This is a genomic window from Amycolatopsis endophytica, assembly GCF_013410405.1.
Taxonomy (GTDB): Bacteria; Actinomycetota; Actinomycetes; order Mycobacteriales; family Pseudonocardiaceae; genus Amycolatopsis_E; species Amycolatopsis_E endophytica.
Map to the genome: position 1 here is coordinate 2,781,268 of NZ_JACCFK010000001.1, position 13,676 is coordinate 2,794,943.

Sequence of the window (13,676 nt, forward strand, 5' to 3'; positions counted from 1 at the left end):
GACCAGTGGCGGATGACCGGCTCCGGCTTTCCGTGCTCGGCCCTCTTCGCGCGTGGCGCGGCACCCGTCAGCTCGACCTCGGCCCGACGCGGCAACGGGCGTTGCTCGCCGCCCTCGTCCTGCGTCCGGGCAGGACGGTCAGCGCGGACGAACTCCTCGACGACGTGTGGGGCCTGGAACCGCCGGGCACCGGCCGCCGCGTCATCCCCACCTACGTGTTCCGGTTGCGCAAATGCCTGCGCGCCACGGAAGACGCACCCGCGGACGCCGTGATCGCCCGCGGCAGCAGCGGATACCGCTTCGCCGACACGACGGCCGAGGTGGATGCGGCGTCGATGGAACGTCTCGCCGCCGAGGCCGCGGCCGCCGAGCGGTCCGGTGACCTGATCGCCGCCGTCCGCGCTGCCTCCGCCGCGCTCGACACGTTCCGGGGTGAGCCGTTGACGGGGTTGCCAGGGCCGTTCGCCGAGGGGCACCGGTTGCGGCTCGCCGAACGCCGGATCGCGCTCCAGCTCGACAGGGCCGCGTGGCAGTTGCGGCTGGGCCGTCACCGCGAAGTGGTCGACGAGCTGGCTGCGCTGACCGGAATCCACCCTCATCACGAGGCGCTGGCGGCGTTGCTGATGCGGGCGTTGCACGGCGCGGGCAGGCGGGCCGACGCACTGGCCGTGTACACGACGTTGCGCCGTCGGCTCGTCGACGACCTCGGGGTCGAACCGGGCCGCGAGCCGCGCCGGGTCCATCAGGCGGTGCTGCGTGGTGAGGACGAAGCACTCGGCGTGCCCGTGCGCTGGGAACGCAAGCCGCGCAACGAACTTCCCGCGGATGGCGGCGAGCTCGCGGGACGCGAAGCGGAACTGGCCCGTCTCGCCGAAGCAGGCGATCCCGCTGTCGTCACCGTGGTGGCGGTGGACGGGGTGCCGGGCGCGGGCAAGAGCGCGCTCGCCGTGCGCGCGGCGCACCGGTTGCGCTCCGGCCATCCGGACGGATGCCTGTTCATCGACCTGTACGGCCACACCGAGGGCCACGAACCGTTACGGCCGGACCAGGCGTTGCCCCGGCTGTTGCGGGCGATCGGTGTCGACGGCGCGCACACCGCCGACGTCGACGAGCTGGCGGCGTCCTGGCGGTCGGCGACGGCATCGCTGCGCCTGTTGTTGTTGCTGGACAACGCGAAAAGTGCCGCGCAGGTGCGCCCGTTGCTGCCGTCGGGGCCGGGCAGCAGGGTGCTGGTGACGAGCCGTCAGCGGCTGACCGGCCTGTCCGCGGATCGCCGGGTCTCCCTCGACGCCCTGGAACCCGAGGCCGCGCACGGATTGCTGCGCAGGGTCGTGGGCGCGGACCGCGTCGACGACGAGCCGGTCGCGGCGCGCGAACTGGCCAGGCTGTGCGGCGGACTGCCGCTCGCCCTGCGCATCGCGGCTGCCCGCCTGCAGAACCGTCCGACGTGGACGTTCGGGTACCTGGTCGCGCGGCTGGCCGACGACGAGCGCAGGCTCGGCGAGCTCACGGCGGAGGACCACGGCGTCGAGGCGGCGCTGCGGTTGTCCTACCGGCAGCTGCCGGAGGGGGAACAGCGCACGTTCCGGATGCTCGGCCTCGTGCCCACTCCCGAGTTCGAACCGCTGGCGGTGGCGGCGATCCTGGGCTGCTCCGCCGCGGAAGCCGAGCGGTCGCTGGAAAACCTCGTCGACGCGAGCCTGCTCCTGCAACCGGCGGGCGGACGTTACCGCCTGCACGACCTGCTCGGGGTGTACGCGCGGCGGCTCGCGTCCGGCGAGCCGCACGACGTGATCGCCGCGGCGCGCGGCCGGGTGCTGCGCCTCTACGCGGTGGCCGCCCGGCTCGCGAGTGACTGGGGCGTCCACGATCCCGCGACCGGTCCGTCGATGGCGGACGCGCCGTTCGCGGACTGGACCGAGGCGACGGCCTGGCTCGACGCGGTTGGCGGTGATCTGACCGAGGTTGTCGGCTACGCGGCGCGTGCCGGTGAAGCGGACTACGTGTGCTGGATCGCCGAGGGACTGGTCGAGTACCTGATCCGGCAGGGCCGTTACGAGGAGTGCCGCACCGGCATCGGACTCGCGCTGCCGCTGGCCGAAGCGAGCACGGACCGGCGGATGCGCGCGGCCCTGCGGCGGGGTTTCGGTGTCGCGGAAGGGATGCAGGGGCGTTACGAGAGCGGGCGGCCGTGGTGCGAAGAGGCGTTGCGGATCAGCCGCGAGGTGGGTGACCGGCACGAAGAAGCCCGTGCGCTGGCGATGATGGGGACGCTGGATTCGGTGACCGGCGAGGCCGAGCGGGCGCTCGCCGTGCTGCGGGAGGCGAACACGCTGGGGCGCTCGCTCGACGACCCGTACATCGTCGGCATGTCGATCGCCAACACCGGCATGGTCCACGCCCGCATGGGCAGGATCGAGGAGGCGCGGAGCTTCCTGGAACAGGGGGTGGTGTTCGCGGAGAACATCAACCGGCCGCGGCCCATCGCGATGGCGCTGGGCAGCCTCGGCAAGTTCCTGCTCGGACTCGGCGAGCACGGGGACGCTGTCCCGTTGTTGCGGCGCGCGGCCCGTGCGGCCGAGGAGTCCGGCGACATCGACCTCAACGCGGACTGCCTGTCGTTGTGGGGTGCCGCCGAATCCGGGCTCGGCAATGTGGAAACGGCGGTCGGGTTGCAGCGTCGCGCGTTCGGCCTGCTCTCCGAGCACACCCGGCCGCAGCTGGAGCTGGCGATCCGCAACCGGCTGGCGGCGGGGCTGTTCGCGGCGGGCGATGTGGCCGGGGCGCGGGAGCAGTTCCGGGTGGTGCTGGCCAGGACCGAGGCCAGCGGGCACCACACCGAGCGGGCGTGGGCGCTGGCGGGTGTGCGGGCCTGCTGACCTGCCGTTCCGGCCGGCTTGGACGAGCGAACCGGTCACCCCCGCGCGCGCTGCCGGATCTCCGTCAGGTCGGCGAGCAGTCGGCGCAACAACCCGGCCGGCGTGGTGCGCTCCTCGGGCGTCAGCGCGCGCAGCAACCCTTCCTCGTGCGTGAGCAGGTCGTCCACCGTGTGCTCGATCGCCGCGTGGCCCTGGGCGGTCAGTTCCACCAGCACGCCGCGCCCGTCCTCCGTGGACCGCAGGCGCCGCACGTGACCCTCCCGTTCGGCGCGCGCCACCCGTTGTGAGATCGCGCCCGCGGAGACCAGTGACCGCCGCGCCAGTTCGCCGGGCGGCAGACGGTACGGCTCGCCCTCGCGGCGCAGCGTGGACAGCAGGTCGAGCGTCGCCGCGTCCATGCCCGTGCGCTGGTGCGTGGCCCGGCGCTCCTCGTCCAGCAGTTTCCCGATCCACCAGATCCGCGTGATCACCCCGATCGATCCGACCGGCGTGCCCGGCCGCTCGCGCAGCCAGGCCTGCTGGATCGCGTCGACCCCGTCGCGTCGGGGTTCGCCGGGGCCGGTGACGCGGTGACCATCACCGGGCGGCGCGAGGACGTGCTGGCCGAGGCCGCGGCCCTGCTCGGCGCCCGGCACGTCGCCTTCGACGCATCCGATCCGGCGCAGGTGACGAAAGCGCTGACCGGCCTTCCGGAGCACGTCGACGTCCTCGTCAACAACGCCGGCGGCAATCCGGCGTTCGACCGCAAAGGCGACGACCTGGAATCCGTCCGGGCGGAATGGCTCGCGAATTTCGAGGCGAACGTCCTCACCGCGGTCCTGACCACCACCGCGCTCACGCCGCGCCTGGCCGATCACGCCCGGACAGTCACGATCGGTTCCATCGCCGCCCGGCAGGGCTCGGGTTCCTACGGTGGCGCCAAGGCCGCGCTGGAGGTGTGGACCGCGACGATCTGCCGCGACCTCGGCCCCCGCGGTATCACCGCGAACGTCGTCGCCCCCGGACTGGTCGAGGGCACCGGGTTCTTCCGCGGCACCCTCACCGACCAGCGCCGCGGCACGCTGATCGCGAACACCCAGACCGGCCGCGCCGGGAACCTCGACGACGTCGCCGCCACCGTGGCGTTCCTGGCGTCCCCGGAGGCGGGCCACATCACCGGACAAATCGTGCACGTCAACGGTGGTGCCTACCTCGGCCGCTGAGGTTCCGGCTAAGGTCCGGACCAATGACGACCGGCATCGAAGGCGGAGGGGCATGAGCGACCAGGGAACCGACGAGGGCTACGCGCGCGGCCTGAAGAACCGCCAGATCAGCATGATGGCGATCGGCGGGGCGATCGGCACCGGGCTGTTCCTGGGCGCGGGCGCGGCGATCGAGACGTCCGGTCCCGCCCTGATCGTCTCCTACGCCGTCGCGGGCGCGGTCATCTTCCTGATCATGCGCGCGCTCGGCGAGCTGCTGATGTACCGGCCCGTTTCGCGTAGTTTCGTCGACTACGCCGAGGAGTTCGTCGGCCGCTTCGCCGGTTTCGCCACCGGATGGGTGTACTGGCTGATGTGGGTGGTCACCGCGATGGCGGAGATCACCGCGGCGGGGATCTACGTGCAGTACTGGTTCCCGGACATCCCGCAGTGGGTCACCGCCGCGGTCGTGCTCGGGCTGCTGTTCCTGGCGAACCTGATCTCGGTCAAGGTGTTCGGCGAGTTCGAGTTCTGGTTTTCGATGATCAAGGTGGTGACCATCGTCGGGGCGATCGTGCTCGGCCTCGCGGTCATCATCTTCGGTCTCGGTCCCGCCGGTGAGCACGCGTCGTTCGCGCACCTGGTCAGCGACGGCGGATTCCTGCCGCACGGCGCGGGCAGCGCGCTGCTGGCCTTGCAGAGCGTGATGTTCGCCTACCTCGGCGTCGAGCTGATCGGCCTGACCGCGGGCGAGGCGGAGAACCCGCGGGTGGTGCTGCCGAAGGCGATCAACAGCGTCATGGTGCGGATCGGCGTGTTCTACGTCGGGGCGCTGGTCGTGCTGCTGTCGCTGGTGCCGTGGACGGAGTTCCACGGCGGTGAGAGCCCGTTCGTGCGGGCCTTCGACGCGGTGGGCATTCACGGCGCCGCCGGGATCATCCAGTTCGTCGTGCTGACCGCGGCGCTGTCGTCGTGCAACTCGGGCATCTACTCGACCGGCCGGATGCTGCGGACCCTCGCGGTCCACCGCGCCGCGCCGAAACGGTTCACGCGGCTGTCCGGCCGCCAGGTGCCCGCCGCGAGCATCACCGTGTCCGCGCTCGTGATGGCGCTCGGGATCCTGCTCAACGCGTTCGTGCCGGAGAAGGCCTTCGCCTACATCACCAGCGTCGCGACCGTCGGTGTGCTGTGGATTTGGGGGATCATCGTGGTGTGCCAGCTGATCTACCGCCGCCGCAGCGACCGCGGCGAGCTGCCCGCGTCGGAGTTCCGCATGCCGGGCGCCCCCTGGACCGGTTACCTGGCGCTCGCGTTCCTCGCGCTGGTCGTGGTGCTGCTCGGGTTCAGTGAGGACACCCGGGTGGCCCTTTACGTGACCCCGATCGTCGCGGTGGTCATCGCGGTGGGCTACCTGCTCAGCAACCGGTCCGCGAAGGCTAAGCAGCCGGCGTGATGCGCAGCAGCTTGTCGTCGCTGCCGTCGGACGTCGTCACGTACAGGGCGCCGTCCGGGCCGCTGCGGACGGCGCGCAGCCGTCCGTAGGCGTCGTCGAACTCCGGCGGCAGGTAGACCTCCGTCACGGCACCTGCACCGTCCACGGTGAACATCAGCATCTTCTGCCCCTTGAGCGCCACGACGGCCAGCGTGCCCTCCAGCGGGCCCCACTGCGGGCCGGACACGAAAGCCGCGCCGCAGATGGCCTCCGTGATCTCGCCGGAGGTCCACAGTGGCCGGACGGCGTCCGGGAACCGTTGCAGGTCCGTCATCGGCACGCTCTCGTCGTAGGAGTCGACGGTGCCGCCCTGTGACGGATCCCAGCCGTAGTTGCCACCGGCCCGGATCAGGTTGATCTCGTCGTCGAACGTCGGCCCGTGCTCGCCGGTGAAGACCTGCCCGGTGCCCGGCCGCACGGCGACGCCCTGGATGTTGCGGTGGCCGTAGGTGTAGATCCGCTGCTCGTTCGGGTCCGGCGAGGAGATGAACGGATTGTCCGGCAGCGGCGCGCCGGTGTTCGGATCGATGCGCAGCACCTTGCCGCCGAGGCTGTGCCTGTCCTGCGACACGTCGGGCTGCGCCGTGTCGCCGGTGCCGACCAGCAGTGCCCCGTCGGCGGCGATCTCCGGGCGGCACCCCGAGTGCCGCCCGCTCTGGTTGACGGGCAAGCCGGTCAGCAGGTCGCGGACCTTCGTGGCGCTGCGCTTGTCCGCCGACAGCGTCCAGGTGACCAGCCGGATGTCGACCGCGCGGCCGTCCTCCTGATGCGTCTGGCAGGTGGTGAACCGGCGGCTGGTGGCGAAGTCGGGGTGGACGACCATCCCCATCAGACCGCCCTCGCCGCGTGCCCACACGTCGGAGAAGTCGGCGGCGACCTCGCTGACCGCGGTGCCCTCCACCAGCGCGAGCCGCCCCGGCCGCTGGGTGACCAGCATCGAGCCGTCGGGCAGGAACCCGACGTCCCAGCCGTGTTGCAGCCCCCCGGTCACGACGTCCACCCGCAACCCGGGGCTCTGGCCGGCGACGGTCGCCGGGGCGGGCACGGTGGCAGGCGTGGTGGGCAGGTCCTGGGCGGGCGAAGGCGTGCAGGCCGTGACGGCTAGGACGGCGAGCAGAACGACCCCGATGCGGCGCATGTCGTCATTGTGCCCTTCGCGCCGTGTGCTCCGGGGCGAATCAGGCGACGAGCACCGTCGCGACAGGCGTCGCCGCCCGCGCCCGTCCCGGAGGGCACTTCCGTATGCCGTCGTCACCGCGCATGCTTACTACCGGAAGCGCGCTGCCCGCCATTCCCGGCAGGGAATGATCCTGGAGGAGGTGCCGTGACCGAACGGTTCACTGACGAGGAGCTGGCCTTCCTCCGCTTCGCGCGATTCGGCGAGCTGCCACCACGCGTGCTGCCGGACGACTTCGTCGAGGTCGTGGAAACGGAGCAGCCGGACCTGCCGGTGCGCCAGGCGTTCGAGATCGGGCCGGGCGGCCCCGCCTGAGCCATTCCCCGGCCGGGCTCACCGCCGTCGCGCAGACCACCGGGACCGCCCGGACGCCGTCCTCGCCCTCGATCCGCGCGTCATCGACCACCAGCTCGCGGGACTCGCCGAAATTTTGTCGCCCCTGCGACGTACTCTGGAGGACGAGAGCCCCTGAACCCTCCTGAGCCTGGGCAGGGGTGTGCCCGCGTGCTCCAGGGAGATCGTTTCCGTGTCCGATCCGCAGTTGTCCGGCCTGCTCTCCGCCGTCCTGCCCGACCCCGCCCTGCGTGCAGTGGTCGAGCGGGCCGGCGCGCCCCTGCTGGAACTCGAAGGCGCCACGGCCACCCGTCAGCTGGTGGTCGCAGCCCTCGCCTCCGACGCCGGGGCGGGCCGTCCGGTCCTGGCCGTCACCGCCACCGGCCGCGAGGCCGAGGAGCTGACCGCCGCGCTGGCGAGCCTGATCGGCGAGGAGGCGGTGGCCGATTTCCCGTCCTGGGAGACGCTGCCGCACGAACGCCTTTCGCCCCGCGCGGACACCGTCGGCCGTCGGTTGGACGTGCTGCACCGCCTGCACACCGACAACGCGCCGCGCGTGGTGGTCGCCACGATTCGCAGCCTGATCCAGCCGATGGCGCCGGGCCTGGGCGGCCTCGCCCCGGTCGAGCTGACCGTCGGCGAGGAGGAGGAGTTCGAGCCGCTGCTCGAACGGCTCGTCGAGCTGGCCTACACGCGCGTCGACATGGTCGAGAAGCGCGGCGAGTTCGCCGTGCGCGGCGGCATCCTGGACCTCTTCCCGCCGACCGCGGACCACCCGTACCGCGTCGAGTTCTGGGGTGACGAGGTCAGCGAGGTCCGCGCGTTCGCGGTGTCGGACCAGCGGTCGCTGCCCGGCGAACTGTCCCACGTGTATGCCCCGCCGTGCCGCGAGCTGCTGCTCACCGCCGACGTGAAGGCCCGCGCCGGTGAGCTGGCCGAGCAGTACGAGGCCGACGCGCAGCTGGCCGAGATGCTCGCCAAGCTGGCGGGCGGCATCCCGGTCGAGGGCATGGAGGCCCTGATCCCGGTGCTGTGCCAGGGCGAGCTGGAGCTGCTCACCGACGCCATGCCCGAGGGCACCCACGTGCTGCTGGCCGATCCGGAGAAGATCCGCGCCCGCGCCGCCGACCTGGTGCGCACCGGCCAGGAGTTCCTCGAAGCGTCCTGGATGTCCGCGGCCGGCGGAGGGCAGGCGCCGATCGACCTGGGCGCCTCCGCCTACCGGAACCTGGAGGAGGTCGCCAAGCACGCGGGCGAGACCGGCCGCGCGTGGTGGACCCTGTCGCAGCTGACCAGCGAGGACGCGGACGTCGTCCAGGTCGGTGTCGAGGCGTCGCCCGCCTACCGGGGTGACCTGGAGCGAGCGGTCGCGGACCTGCGCGGCCACCTCGCCGCGGAGGGCACGGCCGTGCTGGTCGTGGCAGGCCACGGCACCGCGGCCCGCGCGGTCGAGCAGCTGTCGGCGGCCGGGATCTCCGCGACCCACGCCGCGGATGGTCTGTCCGGCCGGCCCGCGCAGGGCATCGTGACCGTCGCCTGCGGCGGGCTCGCCGAAGGCTTCGTCGCGCCGGAGCTGCGCCTGGTCGTGCTCACCGAGGCCGATCTGACCGGCCGCGGCGCCACCGCCGGATCGACCACGCGCGATCTGGGCGCGAAGATGCCCTCGCGCCGCCGCAACGCGGTCGACCCGCTGGCGCTCAAACCGGGCGACTACGTGGTGCACGACCAGCACGGCATCGGCCGGTTCGTGGAGATGGTGCAGCGCACCGTCGGCGGCGCCACCCGCGAGTACCTGGTGCTGGAGTACGCCTCGTCCAAGCGCGGCCACCCCGGCGACCGGCTGTTCGTGCCCAGCGACCAGCTCGACGAGGTGTCCCGCTACGTCGGCGGCGAGCTGCCCACGCTCAACAAGCTCGGCGGCTCGGACTGGAAGAACACCAAGGCCAAGGCGCGCAAGGCGGTCAAGGAGATCGCGGCGGAGCTGGTGCAGCTCTACGCCGCCCGTCAGGCCTCGCCGGGTCACCCGTTCGGCCCGGACACGCCGTGGCAGCGGGAGCTGGAGGACGCGTTCCCGTTCACCGAGACGGGCGACCAGCTGGCCGCGATCGACGAGGTCAAGTCCGACATGGAGCGCGGCGTGCCGATGGACCGCGTCATCTGCGGTGACGTCGGGTACGGCAAGACCGAGATCGCCGTGCGTGCCGCGTTCAAGGCGGTCCAGGACGGCAAGCAGGTCGCGGTGCTGGTGCCCACCACCCTGCTGGCGCAGCAGCACCTCAACACGTTCAGCCAGCGGATGGCGTCGTTCCCGGTGAAGATCAAGGGACTGTCCCGGTTCACCGACAAGACCGAGTCCGAGGCGACGCTGGCCGGACTCGCCGACGGTGAGATCGACATCGTGATCGGCACGCACCGCCTGCTGCAGACCGGCATCCGCTACAAGGACCTCGGCCTGGTCATCGTCGACGAGGAGCAGCGGTTCGGCGTCGAGCACAAGGAGCACATCAAGGCGCTGCGCACGCACGTCGACGTGCTCACCATGTCGGCCACGCCGATCCCGCGGACGCTGGAGATGTCGCTGGCGGGCATCCGCGAGATGTCCACGATCCTGACCCCGCCGGAGGACCGCCACCCGATCCTCACCTACGTCGGCGCCTACGACGACAAGCAGGTCGGCGCCGCGATCCGGCGCGAGCTGCTGCGCGACGGCCAGGTGTTCTACGTGCACAACCGGGTCTCCTCGATCGAGAAGGCCGCGAAGCGCCTGCGTGAGCTGGTGCCCGAGGCGCGCGTGGTGACCGCGCACGGGCAGATGAACGAGGAGAAACTCGAAAAGATCATCCAGGGCTTCTGGGAACGCGAGTACGACGTGCTGGTCTGCACCACCATCGTCGAAACGGGCCTGGACATCTCCAACGCCAACACCCTGATCGTCGAGCGCGGTGACCTGCTCGGGCTGGCGCAGCTGCACCAGCTGCGTGGCCGCGTCGGCCGCGGACGCGAGCGCGGGTACGCCTACTTCCTGTACCCGCCGGAGAACCCGCTCACCGAGACCGCGCACGACCGGCTGGCGACCATCGCGCAGAACACCGAGCTGGGCGCGGGCATGGCGGTCGCGATGAAGGACCTGGAGATCCGCGGCGCGGGCAACATCCTGGGCGCGGAGCAGTCCGGGCACATCGCGGGCGTCGGGTTCGACCTCTACGTCCGGCTGGTCGGCGAGGCGGTCGACGTGTTCCGCCGCAGCGCCGGTGACGCGCCCGCCGAGGAGGAGGAGCTGCGCGAGGTGCGGGTCGACCTGCCGATCGACGCGCACATCCCGCACGACTACGTCCCCGGCGAGCGGCTGCGCCTGGAGGCTTACCGCAAGATCGCCGCGGCGGTCGACGACGGCGAGCTGCGCGCGGTCGAGGAGGAGCTGGTCGACCGCTACGGCCAGCCGCCCGCGCCGGTGCGGCGGCTGCTGGCGGTCGCCCGGTTCCGGCACGTGTGCCGGGCCGCGGGCGTCACCGAGGTGTCCGCTCAGGGCAGCAACATCCGCTTCGCGCCGCTGGAACTGATGGACTCGCAGATGGTCCGGCTCAAGCGGCTGCACCCGAAGGCCACCTACAAGGCGGCGATGCGCACGGTGTCGCTGCCGAAGCCGACCGAGGGCCCCGCGGGCGGCCGGATGGGCGCACCCGCCCTGCGTGACGACGCGTTGCTGGAGTGGTGCACCAAGCTGCTGACGAACTTGACCAAGAAACCCGCCCCCGTCGGTTAGGAGACCCCGTGGTCACGCGGAACGAAGAGAAGAGCCGATACGAGATCTTCGTCGAGGACAAGGTGGGCGGGTTCGCCGAGTACCGGGAGCGCGGCGACAACGTGATCTTCACGCACACCGAGATCGACGGCGCCTTCTCCGGCCAGGGCCTCGGCTCGAAGCTGGCCAGGGGTGCGATCGAGGACGCGGTCGAGCGCGGCAGGACGATCGTGCCGCTGTGCCCGTTCATCGCGGCGTACCTGCGCAAGCACCCCGAGCACGACGCGCACGTGCGGTGGCCGGAAGGACAGTGACGTTCCGGCCACCGGGCGGGCACGGGGTCAGTGGTCGTTGAAAAACGAGGCCATCGTGTCCCCGGAGCTGTTGTCGCCGCCGAACCAGAGGTAGATTTTCTGGTTCGTCTCCGGGAGGTTGTACTTGCCCCCTTGAGAGGCGCTGTGCACGGAGCAGTTTCCCTTACCGCCGGTAGCGCGTGCCGTGTACCGCAGCGGCCCATTCACTCCGACGTAGACGTGCACGTGGGCGGAGTCGCCGTTGGCCTTGGTGTCGCAGATGGAAATCAGGTCACCATGCTCCTCGACGTAGAGTTTCGCGGTTCCGTCCTTCGCCGTCCACACGTGGTCCCAGCTGTCTCCAGGTGGAGTGGGGGCCGCTGAGGCGGTGCCGATGCCGGTGAGCGCCACTGTCGCGGCGATCGCCAGTGTGGTCGCCGCCAGTGCGGCTTTGCGCCGTTTCACGTTCGATTCCTCCCGGTTCGGAAAATGGATGCCGGGAACGTAGCGTGTCCGTGACCGATCCCACAAGAGGATTGTTGAACGATCCTGTTTCCGATGTGGAGAACCCCGCCCGGCGTGCAGGTGTGAGAGGGTGTGGCCTGTGATGCGGATCATGGGTCGTCCCCGGTCGCTGCTCGCCGCGCTCGCCGCCTGTCTGCTGCTCGCGGGCTGTGGTTCCGGACCGGGCCAGGCCGGTTCGGCCGTCATCTTCGGCGACCACCAGGTGACGATCGACCAGGTCCAGGACCTGCTGGACAAGGCGGTCCAGGAGCAGCCCGCCGCGCGGCAGCTGTCCCAGCAGCACAAGCTGGACCTGCTCGGCCGCGAAATCGTGCGGCAGACCGTGGTCCACGAGGCGATCACGCGCGCCGCCGGGCGCGAGGGCCTCGTCGCGGACCGGACTCTGCTGGAGCAGACCCTGGCCGACGACCCACTGGCCAGCCCGGTCTCGACCACCAGCACCGATCCGTCCGTGCTGGCGCAGCAGATCGCCTACCGGGTGCGCGACCACCGCGAGGTGGTCACCGATCAGCTCCTGCTGCAGGCGCTCGGGCAGAAGTACCTGGACACCACGGCCGTCACCTTCGACTACACCTCGGTGGTGTCCGACGACGGCGGCGCCCAGCCCGTGGACCGCCGTGACAAGGCCATCGCCAAGGCCGAGCAGATGGCCGCGAGCCCGACGGCCGCCGCCGAGGTCATCCGTGCCGACGCGGCCGCGGGGGAGCAGACGAGCGTCGGCGAGCGCGTGCCCGCGGTGCAGGCGCCGGACCTGGCCACGATGGTCCTGTTCGGGGTGCGGCCGGACACGGTAGTGGCGTTCCAGCCGAGCCAGGAGCAGGAGGTGTGGATCGTCGCGATCGTGCGGGAGCGTGATCTGAACACGCCGTCGGCCGCCGATCAGGCCGCGGAGCCGTCCGTCGGTCAGCTCGCCGCGATCGGTCAGCGACTGCTCCAGCCGTACGTCGCCGAGGCGGGCGTTCGCATCAACCCGCGCTACGGCGTATGGGATCCTGTCGGTATGAACCTCGCTCCGAGCAGCGCCGAGACCGCCGGTGTCGTCGTGCCGGTGAGGGGTGTCGCGCAGTCGTGACGGTCGTGCTCCTGCCGTACCCGGACGCCGGGATCCCGCCGTCCGCCGTGCCCTACTTGCGCGGTGCTCGCGCGGTCTACGCGTCCGGTATCGACTCCGGGCTGGCCGATCTGCTGGGCGCCAAGCCCGCACCCGAGGACCTGACCGCGGAGTCCGAGATCGTCCTGATCGCCGCGGACGCCGCGGACCCCGTCGTGGAAGCGCTGGTGCGGGCGGGTTCGCGGGTGATCGCGCAGCCCGCCGGTGCCGGTCTCGTCGAGGCGGCGCAGGTGATGGACCGGTTGCGCTCGCCCGGCGGCTGCCCCTGGGACGCCGAGCAGACGCACGACTCGCTGCGGCAGTACCTGGTGGAGGAGACCTACGAGCTGCTGGACGCCATCGAGGAGGGCGACCGCGCCGCGATGCGCGAGGAGCTGGGCGACGTGCTGCTCCAGGTGCTCTTCCACGCGCGGGTCGCGGCGGAGGGCGCCGGGGAACCGTTCGACATCGACGCGGTGGCGTCCGCGCTGGTGGCCAAACTGGTCGGACGGCACCCGCACGTGTTCGGCGACGCCGAGCACGTGCACAACGCGGCGCACCAGCAGGTGCGCTGGGAACAGCTGAAGCAGGCCGAGAAACGCCGTGAGTCCAGTGTGGACGGTGTGGCGCTGGGGCAGCCCGCGGTGGCGCTGGCGGGCAAGCTCGGGCAGCGCACCGGCCGGGTGGGCGTGCCGGAAGACCTGTTCCCCGCCGACGACTCGACCGCCACGCACCTGTTCCGGACGGCTGCCGCGGCACGCCGCGAGGGCATCGACCCCGAAGGTGAACTGCGCGCGGTGGCCAAGCGCTTCGCGGCCGACGTCCGGGCGGCCGAGAGGTCGGCCAGGGAGGCGGGCCTCGATCCGGCGGCACTGGACGCGCAAGCGTGGCGCGCGCACTGGCCGCGCTGACCTCTCGTCGCATGCGGACACCACCCGTAGGAGCGAATGGATAACCTGTTCGG

Annotated in this window: 11 protein-coding genes; 8 read left to right on the forward strand and 3 right to left on the reverse strand. The window is 71.6% G+C overall.

Annotated elements, in window-relative coordinates; all coding sequences use genetic code 11:
* The first annotated feature begins 5 nt into the window (after window positions 1–5).
* The gene (locus tag HNR02_RS36475) at window positions 6–2,879 is read left to right on the forward strand and encodes an AfsR/SARP family transcriptional regulator (RefSeq protein WP_218902847.1); all 2,874 of its coding nucleotides are present in this window, start codon (window positions 6–8) and stop codon (window positions 2,877–2,879) included.
* Window positions 2,880–2,914: 35 nt separating this feature from the next.
* Here HNR02_RS36475 and HNR02_RS35040 read toward each other — a convergent pair whose 3' ends face one another.
* Window positions 2,915–3,403 (reverse strand): MarR family winged helix-turn-helix transcriptional regulator, encoded by a 489-nt coding sequence (locus tag HNR02_RS35040; protein WP_376772927.1) that lies wholly within the window; start codon window positions 3,401–3,403, stop codon window positions 2,915–2,917.
* Between the two features lie 45 nt (window positions 3,404–3,448).
* On the opposite strand from HNR02_RS35040, the gene HNR02_RS35045 reads away from it, so the two are divergent.
* A complete protein-coding gene (locus HNR02_RS35045; RefSeq protein ID WP_312861000.1) occupies window positions 3,449–4,081 on the forward strand; it encodes an SDR family NAD(P)-dependent oxidoreductase in 633 nt (210 codons plus the stop codon).
* Window positions 4,082–4,133: 52 nt separating this feature from the next.
* Window positions 4,134–5,513, forward strand: coding sequence for an amino acid permease (locus tag HNR02_RS13910; protein WP_179773601.1), 1,380 nt, complete (start codon window positions 4,134–4,136; stop codon window positions 5,511–5,513).
* On the opposite strand, the gene HNR02_RS13915 is transcribed toward HNR02_RS13910, so the two are convergent.
* On the reverse strand, window positions 5,497–6,690 hold the full coding sequence (locus HNR02_RS13915; RefSeq protein ID WP_179773602.1) for a PQQ-dependent sugar dehydrogenase: 1,194 nt from the start codon (window positions 6,688–6,690) through the stop codon (window positions 5,497–5,499). The genes HNR02_RS13910 and HNR02_RS13915 overlap by 17 nt on opposite strands.
* Window positions 6,691–6,876: 186 nt before the next feature.
* Between HNR02_RS13915 and HNR02_RS13920 the strand changes: the two genes are divergently transcribed.
* From HNR02_RS13920 to HNR02_RS13930, 3 genes are all read left to right on the forward strand, one after another.
* Window positions 6,877–7,044 carry a hypothetical protein gene (locus HNR02_RS13920; protein ID WP_179773603.1) on the forward strand — a complete coding sequence of 56 codons (168 nt, stop codon included), beginning with the start codon at window positions 6,877–6,879 and terminating at the stop codon, window positions 7,042–7,044.
* A 226-nt stretch (window positions 7,045–7,270) separates the two neighbouring features.
* Window positions 7,271–10,825, forward strand: a complete 3,555-nt coding sequence (gene mfd, locus HNR02_RS13925) for a transcription-repair coupling factor (protein WP_179775905.1) — start codon at window positions 7,271–7,273, stop codon at window positions 10,823–10,825.
* Window positions 10,826–10,833: 8 nt separating this feature from the next.
* Complete coding sequence (locus tag HNR02_RS13930) at window positions 10,834–11,118, forward strand: GNAT family N-acetyltransferase (protein ID WP_179773604.1); 285 nt, start codon at window positions 10,834–10,836, stop codon at window positions 11,116–11,118.
* Window positions 11,119–11,145: 27 nt separating this feature from the next.
* On the opposite strand, the gene HNR02_RS13935 is transcribed toward HNR02_RS13930, so the two are convergent.
* Window positions 11,146–11,715: a hypothetical protein gene (locus tag HNR02_RS13935; protein ID WP_179773605.1), complete on the reverse strand. Its 570-nt coding sequence runs from the start codon at window positions 11,713–11,715 to the stop codon at window positions 11,146–11,148.
* Here HNR02_RS13935 and HNR02_RS13940 point away from each other — a divergent pair.
* Together HNR02_RS13940 and HNR02_RS13945 are read left to right on the forward strand one after the other, a co-directional pair.
* Window positions 11,714–12,694, forward strand: a complete 981-nt coding sequence (locus HNR02_RS13940; RefSeq protein ID WP_312861001.1) for a hypothetical protein — start codon at window positions 11,714–11,716, stop codon at window positions 12,692–12,694. The two genes, HNR02_RS13935 and HNR02_RS13940, sit on opposite strands and share 2 nt — an antisense overlap.
* The gene (locus HNR02_RS13945) at window positions 12,691–13,623 is read left to right on the forward strand and encodes a nucleoside triphosphate pyrophosphohydrolase (protein ID WP_312861002.1); all 933 of its coding nucleotides are present in this window, start codon (window positions 12,691–12,693) and stop codon (window positions 13,621–13,623) included. The genes HNR02_RS13940 and HNR02_RS13945 overlap by 4 nt, the downstream gene beginning before the upstream one ends.
* Window positions 13,624–13,676: the final 53 nt, after the last annotated feature.

What these genes read in the sequence shown, in the direction of transcription:
- HNR02_RS13915 (WP_179773602.1), bottom strand. Translation starts at nt 6,690, where the DNA reads ATGCGCCGCATCGGGGTCGTTCTGCTCGCCGTCCTAGCCGTCACGGCC.
- HNR02_RS13935 (WP_179773605.1), bottom strand. Translation starts at nt 11,715, where the DNA reads ATGATCCGCATCACAGGCCACACCCTCTCACACCTGCACGCCGGGCGG.
- HNR02_RS13910 (WP_179773601.1), top strand. Translation starts at nt 4,134, where the DNA reads ATGAGCGACCAGGGAACCGACGAGGGCTACGCGCGCGGCCTGAAGAAC.
- HNR02_RS13940 (WP_312861001.1), top strand. Translation starts at nt 11,714, where the DNA reads ATGGGTCGTCCCCGGTCGCTGCTCGCCGCGCTCGCCGCCTGTCTGCTG.